The organism is Microbacterium sp. Soil_C_42, assembly GCF_057656735.1.
In genome coordinates, this window is the sequence record NZ_JBDGJU010000048.1 from 4,741 (window position 1) to 20,016 (window position 15,276).

At 71.6% G+C, this 15,276-nt stretch carries 14 protein-coding genes; 5 read left to right on the forward strand and 9 right to left on the reverse strand.

Going from position 1 to position 15,276, the window contains the following annotated elements; genetic code table 11:
• Positions 1–292: 292 nt before the first annotated feature.
• From xdhC to AC3A46_RS17810, 3 genes are read right to left on the reverse strand one after another with little or no spacing between them, the layout of a single operon-like run.
• The gene (xdhC, locus tag AC3A46_RS17800; RefSeq protein WP_487666405.1) at positions 293–1,135 is read right to left on the reverse strand and encodes a xanthine dehydrogenase accessory protein XdhC; all 843 of its coding nucleotides are present in this window, start codon (positions 1,133–1,135) and stop codon (positions 293–295) included.
• 8 nt (positions 1,136–1,143) lie between these two features.
• Entirely contained in the window at positions 1,144–3,576 is a 2,433-nt protein-coding gene (gene xdhB / locus AC3A46_RS17805) for a xanthine dehydrogenase molybdopterin binding subunit (protein ID WP_487666406.1), read from the reverse strand.
• Positions 3,573–4,997 carry a xanthine dehydrogenase small subunit gene (locus tag AC3A46_RS17810; RefSeq protein ID WP_487666407.1) on the reverse strand — a complete coding sequence of 475 codons (1,425 nt, stop codon included), beginning with the start codon at positions 4,995–4,997 and terminating at the stop codon, positions 3,573–3,575. Before AC3A46_RS17810 ends, xdhB begins: the two co-directional genes overlap by 4 nt.
• Positions 4,998–5,133: 136 nt before the next feature.
• Between AC3A46_RS17810 and AC3A46_RS17815 the strand changes: the two genes are divergently transcribed.
• Positions 5,134–5,547: a VOC family protein gene (locus AC3A46_RS17815; protein ID WP_487666408.1), complete on the forward strand. Its 414-nt coding sequence runs from the start codon at positions 5,134–5,136 to the stop codon at positions 5,545–5,547.
• Between the two features lie 7 nt (positions 5,548–5,554).
• On the opposite strand, the gene AC3A46_RS17820 is transcribed toward AC3A46_RS17815, so the two are convergent.
• The 3 genes from AC3A46_RS17820 to AC3A46_RS17830 all read right to left on the reverse strand — a co-directional run bounded on the left by AC3A46_RS17820 (position 5,555) and on the right by AC3A46_RS17830 (position 9,133).
• Positions 5,555–6,922: a glucose-6-phosphate dehydrogenase gene (locus AC3A46_RS17820; protein ID WP_487666409.1), complete on the reverse strand. Its 1,368-nt coding sequence runs from the start codon at positions 6,920–6,922 to the stop codon at positions 5,555–5,557.
• 220 nt (positions 6,923–7,142) lie between these two features.
• Positions 7,143–8,252 carry an ABC transporter permease gene (locus AC3A46_RS17825; protein WP_487666410.1) on the reverse strand — a complete coding sequence of 370 codons (1,110 nt, stop codon included), beginning with the start codon at positions 8,250–8,252 and terminating at the stop codon, positions 7,143–7,145.
• On the reverse strand, positions 8,249–9,133 hold the full coding sequence (locus AC3A46_RS17830) for an ABC transporter ATP-binding protein (protein WP_487666411.1): 885 nt from the start codon (positions 9,131–9,133) through the stop codon (positions 8,249–8,251). The genes AC3A46_RS17825 and AC3A46_RS17830 overlap by 4 nt, the downstream gene beginning before the upstream one ends.
• 223 nt (positions 9,134–9,356) lie before the next feature.
• Here AC3A46_RS17830 and AC3A46_RS17835 point away from each other — a divergent pair, with 223 nt between their 5' ends.
• Positions 9,357–9,926: an NADPH-dependent FMN reductase gene (locus AC3A46_RS17835; protein ID WP_487666412.1), complete on the forward strand. Its 570-nt coding sequence runs from the start codon at positions 9,357–9,359 to the stop codon at positions 9,924–9,926.
• A gap of 323 nt (positions 9,927–10,249) precedes the next feature.
• Here AC3A46_RS17835 and AC3A46_RS17840 read toward each other — a convergent pair whose 3' ends face one another.
• Together AC3A46_RS17840 and AC3A46_RS17845 are read right to left on the reverse strand one after the other, a co-directional pair.
• Positions 10,250–11,026 (reverse strand): response regulator, encoded by a 777-nt coding sequence (locus AC3A46_RS17840; RefSeq protein WP_487666413.1) that lies wholly within the window; start codon positions 11,024–11,026, stop codon positions 10,250–10,252.
• Positions 11,023–12,303, reverse strand: a complete 1,281-nt coding sequence (locus tag AC3A46_RS17845) for a sensor histidine kinase (RefSeq protein WP_487666414.1) — start codon at positions 12,301–12,303, stop codon at positions 11,023–11,025. Before AC3A46_RS17845 ends, AC3A46_RS17840 begins: the two co-directional genes overlap by 4 nt.
• Before the next feature lie 195 nt (positions 12,304–12,498).
• Here AC3A46_RS17845 and AC3A46_RS17850 point away from each other — a divergent pair, with 195 nt between their 5' ends.
• The 3 genes from AC3A46_RS17850 to AC3A46_RS17860 are packed head-to-tail and all read left to right on the forward strand — an operon-like array spanning position 12,499 to position 14,303.
• Positions 12,499–12,936: a VOC family protein gene (locus AC3A46_RS17850; protein ID WP_487666415.1), complete on the forward strand. Its 438-nt coding sequence runs from the start codon at positions 12,499–12,501 to the stop codon at positions 12,934–12,936.
• Positions 12,937–13,656 (forward strand): winged helix-turn-helix transcriptional regulator, encoded by a 720-nt coding sequence (locus AC3A46_RS17855; protein ID WP_487666416.1) that lies wholly within the window; start codon positions 12,937–12,939, stop codon positions 13,654–13,656.
• Between the two features lie 29 nt (positions 13,657–13,685).
• Positions 13,686–14,303: a dihydrofolate reductase family protein gene (locus AC3A46_RS17860; RefSeq protein ID WP_487666417.1), complete on the forward strand. Its 618-nt coding sequence runs from the start codon at positions 13,686–13,688 to the stop codon at positions 14,301–14,303.
• Positions 14,304–14,348: 45 nt separating this feature from the next.
• On the opposite strand, the gene AC3A46_RS17865 is transcribed toward AC3A46_RS17860, so the two are convergent.
• Positions 14,349–15,188, reverse strand: coding sequence for an exodeoxyribonuclease III (locus tag AC3A46_RS17865; protein ID WP_487666418.1), 840 nt, complete (start codon positions 15,186–15,188; stop codon positions 14,349–14,351).
• Between the last annotated feature and the right edge of the window lie 88 nt (positions 15,189–15,276).

Here is a 15,276-nt window from a genome sequence, read left to right on the forward strand (position 1 = left end):
TCCGCTCAACGAGCGGGGCAAGAGCACCGGTCGTTGAGCGAGCGAGGAACGAGCGAGTCGAAACGGCGCCGGCGATCTCGCGGACTCGACGCGTTTCGACTGCGGGCGCCAGAGCGCCCTCCGCTCAACGAGCGGGTGCAATGGGCGATCTCGCGGACTCGATGCGTTTCGACTGCGGGCGCCAGAGCGCCCTCCGCTCAACGAGCGGGGCAAGAGCACCGGTCGTTGAGCGAGCGAGGAACGAGCGAGTCGAAACGGCGCCGGCGATCTCGCAGACCAGAGCGCCCTCCGCTCAACGCGCGTGGGCTGCGGCGACGGGCGCGGCTTCCTCGATCGATTGCAGCAGCTGTGCGGAGACGCTCACCGCGATCGTCGCGGGATGCTTGCCGGCGATCTCTGGCAGGCCGATCGGCGTCGTCACCCTGGCCAGGGCGGCCTCGTCGTGGCCGGCCTCCGTGAGGCGCGCGCGGAAGCGGGCCCACTTGGAGCGCGAGCCGATGAGGCCGATCGAGGCGATGCCCTCGGTGCGCAGCGCCTGGTCGACGATCGCGAGGTCTTCGGCGTGGTCGTGGGTCATGACGAGCACGTGCGTCCCCGCCGGCACCGACGCCAGCACGGCCTCCGGCACCGGAGCCCGGTGCACGTGCACGCCCGCGACCGCGTCGGCGAGCGGCCCCGGCGCGCCGTCCACCCCGAGGCGCGTCGGCGAGAGCATGGCCTCGCGGGAGTCGACGAGGTGCAGCTCGAGGTGCTGGCGCGCCAGGATCCGCGCCACCTCGAGTCCCACGTGTCCCATTCCGAACACCGCGACCGACGGCACGACCCGCACCGGCTCCAGCATGAGCGTGACCTCTCCTCCGCAGCACTGCACGCCGTACTCCGTGATCTCCTTGTCGCTCAGGGTGAGCGTCAGCAGCTCCGGCTCGGCGGTTCCGGAAGCCAGCATCGCGCGGGCGCGCGCGACGGCGGTGGCCTCGAGGTTGCCGCCGCCGATCGTCTCGAAGACCTCGCCCGGCGAGACGACCATCTTGGCGCCGCCGTTGCGTGGGGCGTGGCCGCGCACCATCGCGAGCGTCACGATCACCGCGGGCGTGCGGGCGTCCCGCAGGCCCCGCACTGCGTCGAGCCAGTCCACGGCCGGCCTCAGCGGCCCGCCGTGAGCAGTCCGGATTCCGCCGAACCCGAGTCCTCGGTGTCGCTCCGGGACTCAGCATCCGTGCCATCGGGAGAAACGGATGCTGCCGCCTCGTCGCCGGCGCCGCGTGCGGCCTCGATCGCCCAGAACACCGCCTCGGGGGTGGCGGGTGAGCCGAGCTCGACGCTGCGCCCGGCCGGGCCGAACGCGCCCACCGCCTGCCGCAGCGCCTCGCGCACGCTGAAGGCGAGGAGCAGAGGCGGCTCGCCCACGGCCTTGGAGCCGTACACCGCGCCGTCCTCGCGGGCGTCCTCGAAGAGCGCGACGTGGAACTCCTCCGGCATCTCGGAGAAGCTCGGCAGCTTGTACGTGCTGGCCGAGGGTGTCTGCAGGCGGCCGCGCGTCGGCCCGTCGCCGGCGTCCCAGCGCAGCTCCTCGAGGGTCAGCCAGCCGGTGCCCTGCACGAAGCCGCCCTCGATCTGGCCGATGTCGAGCAAGGGCGACAGCGAGTCGCCGACGTCGTGCACGATGTCGACGCGGCGCAGGCGGTACGCGCCGGTGAAGCCGTCCACCTCGACCTCGGCGGCGGCGCAGCCGTAGGCGAAGTACTTGAACGGCGACCCCTGCTGGCGGTCGGCGTCCCAGTGCAGCCCCTCGGTGCGGTAGTAGCCCGCCGCGAACAGCTGCACCCGCTGCAGGTAGGCCGCCGCGACCACGTCGGCGAACGGCATCCGCTCCGCGCCGCCCAGCGCGCTGACCCAGCCCTCGGAGAATCGCACGTCGCGGGCGTCGACGCCGAGGAGGCGCCCCGCCACGGCGGCCAGCCGGCCGCGGATCTCCTGGCACGCGAGCTTGACGGCGCCGCCGTTGAGATCGGCGCTCGACGACGCGGCCGTCGCCGACGTGTTGGGCACCTTGTCGGTGCGGGTCGGGGCCACGCGCACGGCCTCCAGCGGCACGCCCAAGGCGGTGGCCGCGACCTGCAGCATCTTGGTGTGCAGGCCCTGGCCCATCTCGGTGCCGCCGTGGTTGATGAGCACCGAGCCGTCCTTGTACACGAGCACGAGGGCACCGGCCTGGTTGAACGACGTGAACGTGAACGAGATGCCGAACTTCACCGGCGTCATGGCGAGCCCGCGTTTGCGGTCGGCGTGCGCCTCGTTGAACCGCGTGACCTCGCGCAGCCGTTCGTCGAGATCGCACGAGCCGCGGAGCCGATTCCATATCGCGGAGAGGCGCTCGGCGTCTTTGACGGGCTGCCCGTAGTGCGTCGACTGACCCGGCCGGTAGAAGTTCTTCTCCCGCAGCTCGAGGGGATCGATCCCGAGCGCGGGGGCCGCGCGGCCCAGGATGTCTTCGATGAGGAACGCGCCCTGGGGGCCGCCGAAGCCGCGGAACGCCGTGTTCGACGGCTTGTGGGTCTGTGCGACCCGGCCGTGCACCCGCACGTTCGGGATCCAGTAGGCGTTGTCGACGTGGCAGAGCGCGCGGCCGAGCACCGGCTCCGAGAGGTCGAGGCTCCAGCCGCCGTCGGCGGTCAGGGTCGCGTCGAGCGCCTGCAGGTACCCGTCGGCATCGAAGCCCGCCCGCCAGGCCAGGTGGAACGGGTGGCGCTTGCCCGACATCGTGATGTCCTGCGTGCGGTTCAGCCGCAGGCGCACGGGGCGTCCGGTGAGCTTCGCCCCGAGGGCCGCGATCGCCGCGAACCCGTGCGGCTGCATCTCCTTGCCGCCGAAGCCGCCGCCCATGCGGAGGCACTCGACGGTGACCTCGCTCGACGCCACGCCGAGCACGTGCGCGACGATCTCCTGCGTCTCGGACGGGTGCTGCGTCGAGCACTCCACGAAGTAGCGCCCGTCGGGGTCGCGTACGGCGAACGAGGCGTGCGTCTCGAGCGAGAAGTGCTCCTGCCCGCCGACGACGCTCTCCCCCTCGAAGACGAACGCGGAGGATGCGAGGGCGGATGCCGCGTCCCCGCGCGCGATCGTGCGGGGTACGCCCTGGAACGACCCGGCGTCGATCGCCTCCTGCACCGTGATCAGCGACGGCAGCGGTTCGTACGACACCGTGACGGCGGCCGCGCCCTGGCGCGCAGCATCCGTCGTCTCTCCCAGCACCCACACCAGCGCATGGCCGAAGAACATCGCCTCGGTCGGGAAGAGCGGCTCGTCGTGCTTGACCCCCGCGTCGTTGACGCCGGGAACATCGTCGGCGGTCAGCACCCGGACGACGCCGGTCACGTCGTATGCGGGCGCGACGTCGATGGTGACACGGGCATGCGCGACGGTCGACGGCACCGGCCATGCGGTCAGCACGCCGTGGGTCCGCGCGGCGATGTCGTCGGTGTAGACGGCCGCGCCGGTGACGTGCAGCGCCGCGCTCTCGTGCACCGCGGGGCGTCCGACGACGGGGTTCTCGGGGCGATCGGCGAGCGAGCTCATGCCGTCGCCTCCTCGTCATCGGCCGACGCCGCGAACAGCGCCGGCAGCGCGGTGCCGAGCATGCGTGCGCGATACGCGGCGCTCGCGCGGTGGTCGTCGAGCGGCGTCCCCTCACGCTGCAGGACCATGGATGCTGCCGCCGCCGTCGAGGCGTTCCACGGGTGTCCCTCGAGCGCGTGCTCGGTGGCGTGTGCGCGCAGTGGCGTCGCAGCGACGCCTCCGAGGCCGATACGCGCTCTCGTGACGGAGCCGCCGTCGAGCTCGAGGGCGAAGGCGACGGCCACCGACGAGATGTCGTCGAACCGCCGCTTCGTCACCTTGTGGAACGCGGTGAGACCCGCGGTCGGCAGCGGGATCCGCACCGTCCGGATGAGCTCGTCGCGACGCCTGACCGAGGTGCGATACCCCGTGAAGTACTCGGCGAGGTCGACCTCGCGCTCGCCGCCGTCGGCCGCGACGAGCACGACGCTCGCGCCGAGCGCGAGCAGCGCCGGAGCCGCGTCGCCGATGGGGGAGGCGGTGCCGAGGTTGCCGCCCAGCGTCGCGCGGTTGCGGATCAGGCGCGACGCGAACTGGGGGAGCAGCTGTGCGAGCAGCGGCACCCGCTCGCCGACGCGGCGCTCGATCTCCGACAGCGGCACCGCGCCGCCGACCTCGACGGTGTCGCCGGTGATGTCGATGCCGCGCAACTCCGGCAGGCGGTCGATCGCGACCACGAGTGGCGCGCGGGCGCCGCGCAGGTTGACGTCGACGCCCCAGTCCGTGCTGCCGGCCACGGCGAGCGCCTCCGGCTCGTCGCGCAGCAGCTGCAGGGCCTCCTGCAGCGTCCCCGGGCGGACGAAGCGCCCGTCTGCCGCTCGCACCTCGGTGGCGGCCGCCGCCGGCGCCGGCGCGGACAGCCGCTCACGGAGCGGATCATCGGGAAGAGGCATCCCGAGCCCGAAGGCCGCGTCGCGGATGGGCCGGTAGCCCGTGCAACGGCAGAGGTTGCCGCTCAGCGCATGCAGCTCGAATCCGTTCGCCCCGTGCTCGCCGTCGGCCGTGCCCGCCTCGCGGTCGGACCGGTAGAACTCGGCGGCCATCGCGCACGCGAACCCGGGCGTGCAGTAGCCGCACTGCGAGCCGCCGGCGGCCGCGAGCTGCTGCTGCACCGGATGCAGGTCGTCGGGCGAGCCGAGACCCTCGGAGGTCACCACCTCCTGCCCGTCGAGCGCATGGACGGGCACGAGGCACGCGTTGACGGGGGTCCACACGGCCGTGCCCTCGGGGTCGGCGGTGGCGACCAGCACGGCGCACGCGCCGCACTCGCCCTCGGCGCAGCCCTCCTTCGCGCCGGTCAGTCCGAGGCCGCGCAGCCAGTCCAGCGCGGTGGCGTGCGCGACGGCGCCTGCGAGCGGGACGGCCCGCCCGTTGACGGTCACAGTGCTGTCGTGGTTCGTGCGGATGCCGGGAGTCTACGCCGCGCCCCCGGCGCAGCGAAGGTGCGCCGCGCCCCCTCTGGACATGCCCTGCGGGCAAGAGGATCGTTGTCGGCGGCACAACCACTGGGAGGCTGTCATGTTCACACCCGATCGGCCGTTCTCTAGCTTCGCCGTACCCGACATCGGCGCAGCCGCGGCCTTCTATCGCGACACCCTGGGGCTCGACGTCACCGTCTACGAGGAGATGGGCGGAGGCTTCACCATCGCACTGCCCGGCGGGGGCAGCATCTTCGTCTACCCGAAGGAGGATCATGAGCCGGCCGTGTTCACGATCCTCAATTTCAGCGTCGCCGACGTCGATGCCGCCGTCGACGACCTGAACAGGCGGGGTGTCGTCACGAAGATCTACACCGACCCCGACTACGGCACCGATGAGAAGGGCATCTCGCGCGGGTTCGAGGGCGGCCCCGACATCGCGTGGTTCAGAGACCCCGCCGGCAACGTCATCTCCGTCGGCCGCATGGAGCCGCAGATGATGGGCGGGCAGTAGGCGCTCCTCAGGGGAGCACGGGCCATCCGGCGGGGCCGAGCGATCCCGCCGGGTACTCGTCGAGCGGCACGTCGCCGGCGCGCCAGGCCGCCCGCACGGGGTCGACGATCCGCCACGACTCCTCGGCGGCGTCGCCGCGCACCGCGAGGGTCGCGTCGGCGTCGAGGATGCCCGACAGCACCTCGCCGTAGGCCTTGAGCGCACCCTCGCCGAGGTCGGCCTCGAGCAGCGCCCGCTCGAGTTCGAACGGGTCGTCGCCGCCGTTGACGTTGAGTTCGAGGTCCATCCGGTCGGGGCCGAGCGAGAAGCGCAGCACCGAGCCGGGCGCCGCCCCGGTCAGGCCCTCGGGGACGTGGTTCACGGGACGGAACGTCACCACGACCTCGCCGTCCTTGCCGGCGAGCGCCTTGCCCGACCGCAGCGTGAAGGGCACGCCTTCCCACCGCTCGTTGCGCACCTCGCACGTGACCTCGGCGAGCGTCTCGGTCTCGAGCGCCGGGTCGACGCCCTCCTCATCGGCGTAGGACGGCAGCTCGCGGTCGCCCACCTTCCCTGCCGTGTACCGCGCCCGGCGCGAGGCCTTCGCCGGATCGTCGCCCCACACGCGGGTCGCGCGCAGCACGGCGGCCGTCGCATCGCGGAAGTCCCGCTCGTGCAGGGTCGCGGGCGGCTCCATCGCGAGCACCGCCATCACCTGCAGCAGGTGGCTCTGGATCATGTCGACGAGCGCGCCCGCCCGGTCGTAGTAGCCGGACCGGCCCTCGAGGCCGAGCGCCTCGTCGTAGCGGATGACCACCGACTCGACGTCCTGCGCGCGCCACACCGGCGCGAAGACGCGGTTCGCGAAGCGCACGCCCAGGAGGTTCAGCGTCGTCGACCGGCCGAGGAAGTGGTCGATGCGGAACACCTGCTCCTCCGGCACGAGCCGGGCGAGCGTCGCGTTGAGGGCGTGCGCGCTCGCCTGGTCGACGCCGAACGGCTTCTCGAGCGCGAGCACCGTGCCCTCGGGGATGTCCACGCCGACGAGCGCCTCGCACGAGGCCTTCGCGACCGCGGGCGGCACGGCGAAGTACAGGGCGATCCGTCCGTCGTGGCCGGCGAGCAGCCGCTCGAGGTCCTTCGCGTCGGTGATGTCCGCGCGCGTGTACGTCGTGTCGGCCACGGCGGCGAAGGAATCGGCCCACCCGGCCGACTCGAAGGACGACCGCACGGTCTGCCGCCAGCGCTCGTCGTCCCACTCGTCGACGCCCGCGCCGCGCAGGCGCACCGAGCGGTGCGGCTCACGGGCCAGCAGCTGGCCGAGCGCGGGCAGCAGCAGCCGCGAGGTGAGGTCGCCCGAGGCGCCCAGGATGAGCAATGTGGTCTGCGCCGACATGCGCCTCACGCTACCCACACGCCCGCGCTCGGGGCAGGGGCTTGCGCCCCTGCGCGTCGCGCGTGTGCTCGCATCATGTGCTCTCACCGAGAACACCCGTCGTGCGCGTGCAGATCATGTGCGCTCGGCCAGAGCACATGAAGCGCGCAGAGGACAGAGGGATGCTGCGGCCCGGCGCAGTGCGCAGGGCCGCAGCATCCGTCATCCGGAGCCGACCTGGTCAGCCGGCGAGGGCCTCCGAGAGCTTCACCCGACCGCCCATGCGCAGCAGCGAGTTCTCGTAGATGCGGGCGGCGATGAGGATCGCCGCGACGCACGTCGCCATGAGGATCACGATCGACAGCAGCGGCTCCCACCACTGCGCCTGCCCGAGGAAGATGCGCATCGGCATGCCGACCGGCGCCGAGAACGGCACGTACGACATGATCGCGAGCACCAGCGGGTTGTCGTTGAAGAAGATGACGAGGAAGTACGGTGCCATCACGAGCATCGTCAGCGGCATCGTGGTCGAGCCGATGTCCTCCTGGCGCGACACCATCGACGCCGCGGCTGCGAACAGCGACGCCAGCAGGATGAAGCCGAACAGGAAGAAGATCGCGAACCAGGCGATGGGCGCGCCGAGCCCCTGCAGCAGCGCCGTCTGATCGGTGACGGTGAGCCCGATGATCGCGATGGCCGCGAGAATCAGGATCTGGCCCATCGCGAGCACCGTGTTGCCGATGACCTTGCCCGCCAGCAGCGACCGCACCGGGATCGCCGAGATGAGCAGCTCCACCACGCGGGTCTGCTTCTCCTCGACGACGCTCTGCGCGATCGTGCCGCCGAACAGCGACGCGGCGAGCAGGAACACGATGCCGAAGCCGACCGCGGCGATGTAGCCGAGCGCCGCGTTGCCCTCCTCCGGAGCGAGCAGCTCGACCGGCGGCACCTGCGCGAGCTGCAGCATCAGCGACGTCGGGGCGGAGGATTCGGCGATGATCGCGAAACCGAGCGGCGACGACGAGTCGCCCACGACCGCGGCGTCGACCTCGCCGTCCTTGACGAGCTCCTCGGCGGCCGCGCGGTCTGCCACGTCGGTGACGTCGAGGCCTTCGGCCTGGGCGACGTACTGCTGCGCGTCGGCGGTCACCGCGACGGGTGTGCCGGTGCTGTTCGCCGCCTGGAAGCCGCCCCAGACGACGAGGGCCAGCGCACCGATGAACAGGATCGCCGTCGAGATGACGAACGCCTTGCTGCGCAGCTTCGAGCCGATCTCACGCTCGGCGACGAGCCAGATCGCCTGACCGGCGCCCAGCGTGCTTCCGCCGCGGCGGGTGTCGGTGGTGTTCACTGGATGACCTCCTTGAAGATCTGGGCGAGGGACGGATGCTGCGGCGCGAAGCTCGCGACATCCCCGTTGGCGACGGCCCGGCGCAGCACCCGCTGCGCGGTCTCGTCGCTGTCGGCGTCGAACACGGCGTACCCGCCGTCGAAGTCGAGCACCTCGACGCCTGGCTCGGTGCGCAGCCACCCGGCGTCGCCGGCCGAGACGAGCTCGAAGCGGCGCGTGGAGTGCTGCGCGCGGAGGGCGTCACGGGCGCCTGCCGCGCGGATGGTGCCGCCGGCGATGATCACGAGGTCGTCGCACAGCCGCTCGACGACGTCGAGCTGGTGCGACGAGAACAGCACGGCGGCGCCCTCGGCGGCACGCTGCTGCAGCACACCGGCCACGACGTCGACCGCCAGCGGGTCCAGGCCCGAGAAAGGCTCGTCGAGGATCAGCACCTGCGGGTCGTGCACGAGGGCGGCGGCGATCTGGGCGCGCTGCTGGTTGCCGAGCGAGAGCGTCTCGACGTTGTCGTTCAGGCGCTCGCCGAGCCCGAGCTGCTCGAGCAGGGCGCGAGCGCGGGTCGAGGCATCCGTCTTCGAGAACCCGTGCAGGCGCGCGAGGTACGTGATGTGCTCGTGCACCTTCATCTTCGGGTACAGCCCGCGCTCCTCGGGCATGTAGCCGAAGCGGCGGCGGTCGGAGGCGGTCACCTCGGCGCCGTCGAGGGTGACGGTGCCGGCGTCCCCGGCGAGCACCCCCAGCACGATCCGCATGGTGGTGGTCTTGCCGGCGCCGTTCCCGCCGACGAAGCCGGTCAGCCGGCCGGGCCGCACGTCGAACGACACGTCGTCGAGCACGCGGCGCCCTCCGTAGCTCTTGCCGATACCGCGAAGCTGCAGCATCTCTGTCTCCTTTCGATCCCCCTGCCGAAGACGCTACGGACGGGAGTGCTCCGCGTCCTCCCCCGTGGGGCGGATTCGAGCTTCCTCCGTCGTGCGGGGGAGAAGGTGGATGAGAGATCTTTCATGCGCCGGAATAGAAGAGGCGTACATGTGCTTGCATGGATGTGGAACGTCCACGGTGGTCCCCACCGGGGACGCCTTTGCTTTTCAAGGAGAACCCCACATGTCCGAGCGGACCATCGGCTACATCGTCGGCAGCATCTCGTCGACCTCCATCAACCGTCGTCTCGCGAAGGCGCTCGAGCGGCTCGCCCCGGAGGGCACCACTCTCGTCGAGATCCCGATCAAGGACCTCCCGTTCTACTCGCCCGACTTCGACGCGGACTTCCCCCAGGTCGCGCGCGATTTCAAGCAGGCGATCGCGGACGTCGACGGCGTCATCATCATCACGCCCGAGTACAGCCGCTCGATCCCCGGCGTGCTGAAGAACGCCCTCGACTGGTCGGCCCGCCCGTGGGGCCAGGGCTCGTTCGACGGCAAGCCCACCGCCGTCATCGGCACCTCCGGCGGCGGCATCGCCACCGCGGCCGCGCAGCAGCACCTCAAGGCGATCCTCAGCCACTACAACGCCCCGACGCTCGGCCAGCCCGAGGGCTACGTGCAGACCACCCCCGGCCTGTTCACCGAGACCGGCGAGGTCACCAGCGAGCAGACCGCCGACTTCCTCATCGGCTACCTCCAGGCCTTCGGCGCGCTGATCGACCGCTACGCCGCGGTCCCCGTCGCCGCCTGATCCTCCCCCCGGTCGGCCTCACCCCGGGCCGATGACCCCGTTCCAGCACCCCCCGGATGCCCCGGCCCGGCGCCCTCTCGCGGCCCCGGTCCGGGGCATCCGTCCGTCTCGGCGCCGGTCCGGGGCATCCGTCCTTCTCGGCCCCGGTCCGGGGCATCCGTCCGTCGCGGCGCCCCTGCCGGCCCCCGTGTGCGCCCCGACGCGACGCCCTGCCGGCCCCCGTGTGCGCCCCGACGCGACGCCCCGCTGTTCCGCAGTCACTTTTGGCGACGTCCCGAGGCCCAAGGGCGCCATTTCCGACTGCGGAACAGAGGTGGCAGGGGTCAGGCGAGGCCGTGGCGGTGGGCGTAGACGACGGCGGCGACGCGGTCGCGGGCGCCGAGCTTCTGCAGCACGTTCGAGACGTGGGTCTTCACGGTGGCCTCGCCGATGTAGAGACGCTGCGCGATCTCGGCGTTGCTCATGGCCTGCGCGACGAGCTGCAGCACCTCGGCCTCGCGGTCGGTGAGCTCGACCGCCGGCGACGCCTCGCCCCCGCCCCCCGCCATTTCCCGCGAGAGTACAGCTGGTCGCCGAGAGGTAGGGAACGAACCATCCTCTCGTCCACCAGCTGTACTCTCGCGGTCGGGGGAGGGGGCCGCTGAGCGGGCATCGGCGGCGGGCGCGGCGGCGGGCGCGGGGTGGGCGAAGCGGGCGATCACGCGGCGCGTCACCTCGGGCGCCAGCAGCGCGTCGCCGGCCGCGGCCACCCGCACGGCCGAGATGAGCTCTTCGGGGCCGGCGTTCTTGAGCAGGAACCCGCTCGCGCCGGCCGCGAGCGCGTCGAACAGGTAGTCGTCGCGGTCGAAGGTCGTCACCACCACCACGGCCGCCTCCGCCGACGGGTCGTCGACGATGCGCCGGGTCGCCTCGAGGCCGTCCATGTCGGGCATCTGCACGTCCATGCAGATCACGTCAGGACCGAGATCGGATGCTGCCGCCACCGCCTCGACGCCGGTCGAGGCCTCGCCCACCACGGTGATGTCGCCCGCGGATTCGAGGATCATGCGGAAGCCGGCGCGCATCACGGCGTGGTCGTCCACGAGCAGGACCCGGATCACGCGCCGACCGCCTCGGCCGGCACGGTCCGCGGCACGCGCAGGCGCACGAGGAACCCTCCACGTGCGCGCGGTGAGGCCTCGAGCTCACCGCCCGACGCGGCGGCCCGCTCGCGCATGCCGACCAGGCCGAGACCCGGCCGCATGGGCGCGACGGCGGCGCGGCCGGTGTTCACGACCTCGAGCTCGACCGCATCGGGCGCGTAGCGCAGGCGGACGTCGGCGGCAGCATCCGGTCCGCCGTGCCGTCGTGCGTTCGTGAGCGCCTCCTGGGCGACGCGGAACACGTTGACCTGCACGAGCTCGGTCAGCTCGACCGGGTCGCCGACGATCGTGAGGGTCGTGGGCAGGCCGTTCTCGTTCGCGTGGGCGACGAGTTCGGCGAGCGCAGACAGGTGCACGGTGGATGCTCCTTCGGCGTCGCCGCCGGAGGTGCGGAGGGTCTCGAGCAGCTGGCGCAGCTCGGCGAGAGCGGAGCGGGCGGACGACTCGACTCCGAGCAGTGCTGTGCGCGCAGCATCCGGATCCCGCTCCAGCACGGCGCGCGCGGCACCGGCTTGCACGCCCATCGCCGACACGTGGTGCGCGACGACGTCGTGCAGCTCGCGGGCGATGCGCACGCGATCGAGCGCGACGGCCTGCGCAGCGGTGACCTCGCGCTCGCGCTCGAGCTCGCGGGTGCGCTCCTCGAGCACCTCGCGAGCCAGCGCGGCGGCGTACGCGCGATCGCCCATGTAGTACGCGCCGCCGAAGAATCCGGCGTTGATGAGCAGCTGGATGAGCATCATCGCCGCGAACGGCGAGAACAGCCCCGCCCTCGACAGGCTCTCGTCGGACGGATCGATCGCCGCCTGGAACATCGTGATGAGCAGCCACACGAACATCGCGATGATCACGCCGACGCGCACCCACATCGCACGTCGGCGGTCGTCGACCCAGGCGCCGACGGTGTACATCGCGATGAACATGGCGATGTTCGAGACGAAGAGGTCGGGGATGCGGAAGGTCACGCCCATGAAGAACACCACGGCGATCGCGACCACGACGATCTCGGGGAAGCGCCGCCGCACGGCCAGCGGGGCGGTCAGCCCGAGGCTGTAGAGCAGCGCCCACTGCATGTCGGCGTTGGCGTCGGCGCCGTAGATCCCGGCGACCGAGCCGAGCGCGGCGCTGATCACCGCGGCGACGAAGAGGGCACCCGCGAGCCAGACGTCGTTGCGCAGCTCGCCCGGGGTCGCCGCCGGGCGCCGCGCGGGGTGCGGGGAAGGCAGGTCGGACATCCTTCCACGCTACGGGGGCGCCGGTCACGCGGCATCCCCCGCGAGACGGAGAATGGCGCCCACCTCCCCAGACGCCGCCGGCGCGTCGCCGGTGCGGCATCCTCGATCACTTGCTATTGACAAGCTCGCTTGTTTTTTGCAACCATCGTGATGTCGGCGGGCCGGCCGACGCCACGGTGACAAGGAGCAACGGCAATGACGCACATCTTCGTCAACATCCCGACGAGCGACCTCGAGCGCTCGAAGGCGTACTACACCGCTCTGGGCTGCGCGCTGAACCCGCTCTTCACCGACGAGAACGCCGCGTGCATCGTGTGGAGCGACCAGATCTTCTTCATGGTCCTCACGAAGGAGTACTTCGCGACGTTCACCGACAAGGAGTTCGCCGACCCGAAGACGCACGCCCAGGTGCTGCTGTCGATCAGCCGCGAGACCCGCGAGGACGTCGACCGGATCGTCGAGGCGGGCGTCGCAGCCGGCGGCACCGCACCGGGCGAGCCGCAGGACTTCGGCTTCATGTACGCGCGCGACCTCATCGACCCGGACGGCAACGGCGTCCAGTTCATGTGGATGGACCCCGAGGCTGCCGCCAAGGGTCCCGAGGCGTACATGGCGGAGCAGGCGCAGGCGTAAGTGGCGTCCCGCAGCTACGGGCAGTACTGCGGGGTCACGACGGCCGTCGAGCTGATCGGGGAGCGGTGGGCGCTGCTCATCGTCCGCGATCTGCTCGTCGGCCCCCGGCGCTACACCGACCTCAAGCAGGGGCTGCCCAAGATCCCGACCAACATCCTCTCCACGCGGCTCAAGGAGCTGCAGGAGGGCGGTGTCGTGCGCCGCGTGCCGCTCCTGCACTGCGGGCTCGTGTACGAGCTGACGCCCTACGGGCGCGAGCTCGAGCCGATCGTGCTCGCCCTCGGCCGGTGGGGATTCCAGAAGATGGGCGACCCCCAGCCGGAGGACGTCGTGACGGCGGACTCGCTCACGATGGCGCTGCGGACGGCATTCCAGACGGATGCTGCAGCCACCCTGCCGCCCGCCGACTACGAGCTGCACGTGGCCGACGTCGTGCTGCGCGTGCAGGTCGACGCGTCCGGACTGCGGATCGCGCAGCTCCAGCCGGCCGGGCGCCCCATCGACCCGCGGCTCGGCACGCAGGCCACGACCTCGGGTGAGCCCGACCTCGTCTTCGCGGCGGGTCCCGGCATCCGTCGCCTCATCTCGGGCGAGCTGACCCCGGCCGCGGCGATCGACCAGGACGTGCTGGCCGTCGTCGCCGGCGACGGCACCCTGCTCGAACGCTTCGCCCGGACATTCCACATCCCGATCGACCCCGCGGTCGTGCTCGTCGCCTGAGCCCGACCTCGCCCTGGAAGGAGGCGGCCATGACCGGTCGCATCTACATCGACCTGTTCACCACCCTCGACGGCGTCGCGCAGGCGCCCGGCGGCCCGGAGGAGGACCCTTCGAACGGCTTCCCGTACGGCGGGTGGCAGGCGCCGTTCCCCGATGAGGTCATCGGCGCCTCGATCGGCAAGGGCATCTCCGAGCTCGACGCGGTGCTCCTCGGGCGACGGACCTACGACATCTTCGCGGGCTACTGGCCGCACCAGTCCGGCAAGATCGCCGACGCCCTGAACAGCGCACCGAAGTACGTCGCCTCGCGCGGCCTTCCCACGCTCGACTGGGAGGGGTCGTCGCAGCTCGGCATCGACCTCAACCGGGAGGTGGAGGCGCTGCGCGAGAAGCACGAGAGCATCCACGTCATCGGCAGCGTCGACTTCGTGCAGACCCTGCTGAAGGAGCAGCTGTTCGACGTGCTGACGCTCTGGGTGTACCCGGTCGTGCTCGGGCAGGGAAAGAAGGTGTTCCCGGAGGGCGCGCATCCCGCGAACGTCACACTGCTCGAGCCGCCGGTGACCGGGCCGCTGGGGGTGCTCCAGCTGCGGTACGGTCCGGCGCCGGGGGAGCCCCGGACGGGCGAGATGGGCCCCGAGGACTGAGGTCGCGCGAAGACTTCTCGCGGAGACGTCGCGGGGGCCGCGATCTCAGAAGATCATCGGGCGATCGTCGTCGTCCGGGCCCTCGAGGTCGAGGTCGACGACGACCGGCACGTGGTCGCTCGGCGCCTCGCCCTTGCGCTCGTTGCGGTGGATCGTCGCACCGGTGACGGCGTCGGCGATCGCGTGCGAGCCGAGGATGAAGTCGATGCGCATGCCCTCGTTGCGGGGGAAGCGCAGCTGCTTGTAGTCCCAGTAGGTGAACCCGGTCGGGATGAGCGGGCGGACGACGTCGTGAAGTCCCGCCGCCTCGAGGGCGGCGAACGCCTCGCGCTCGGGCGGCGACACGTGGGTCGCGAACCCCTGCACCACGGTGGGGTCGCCGTTGTCGGCATCCGTCGGCGCGATGTTGAAGTCGCCGACCAGGGCGAGCGCGAGGTCGGGGTTCGCGGTCAGCGACTGCGCCGTGTACTGCTCGAGCGCCGACAGCCAGTCGAGCTTGTAGAAGTAGTGCGGGTCGCCGAGCGACCGGCCGTTGGGCACGTACAGGCTCCAGACCTCGACGCCGCCGATGGTCGCGCCCATCGCCCGCGCCTCCTGCGGGGCGTCGGGGCCGTTGTGCCCCTTCTCGAAGCCGGGCATGCCCGGGAAGGCGGTGCGCACGTTCGTGAGCGGCTCGCGGCTGGCGATGGCGACGCCGTTCCACTGCGAGAAGCCGTACGCCTCGACGTGATAGCCGGCGTCTTCGAACCGGTCGAACGGGAACTGCTCGGTCTTGCACTTGATCTCCTGCATGGCGAGCACGTCGATGTGCTCGCGCACCGCGAAGTCGACGATGCGGTCGACCCGCGCGCGGATCGAGTTGACGTTCCAGGTGGCCAGGCGCATGGGATCAAGCCTAGGTGTGATGTCCAGGCAGGTTGTTGAGTCTGCTGAAGGGTGGGGCTCCGATGGCGGAGTGGCGCCTGTGCTGATT

Bases quoted from the DNA above. Each gene is read 5' to 3' on its own strand.
- AC3A46_RS17815 (WP_487666408.1), top strand. From the start codon at position 5,134: ATGTTCACACCCGATCGGCCGTTCTCTAGCTTCGCCGTACCCGACATC.
- AC3A46_RS17860 (WP_487666417.1), top strand. From the start codon at position 13,686: ATGACCGGTCGCATCTACATCGACCTGTTCACCACCCTCGACGGCGTC.
- AC3A46_RS17830 (WP_487666411.1), bottom strand. From the start codon at position 9,133: ATGCTGCAGCTTCGCGGTATCGGCAAGAGCTACGGAGGGCGCCGCGTG.
- xdhB (WP_487666406.1), bottom strand. From the start codon at position 3,576: ATGAGCTCGCTCGCCGATCGCCCCGAGAACCCCGTCGTCGGACGCCCC.
- AC3A46_RS17820 (WP_487666409.1), bottom strand. From the start codon at position 6,922: ATGTCGGCGCAGACCACATTGCTCATCCTGGGCGCCTCGGGCGACCTC.
- AC3A46_RS17850 (WP_487666415.1), top strand. From the start codon at position 12,499: ATGACGCACATCTTCGTCAACATCCCGACGAGCGACCTCGAGCGCTCG.
- AC3A46_RS17845 (WP_487666414.1), bottom strand. From the start codon at position 12,303: ATGTCCGACCTGCCTTCCCCGCACCCCGCGCGGCGCCCGGCGGCGACC.
- AC3A46_RS17835 (WP_487666412.1), top strand. From the start codon at position 9,357: ATGTCCGAGCGGACCATCGGCTACATCGTCGGCAGCATCTCGTCGACC.
- AC3A46_RS17865 (WP_487666418.1), bottom strand. From the start codon at position 15,188: ATGCGCCTGGCCACCTGGAACGTCAACTCGATCCGCGCGCGGGTCGAC.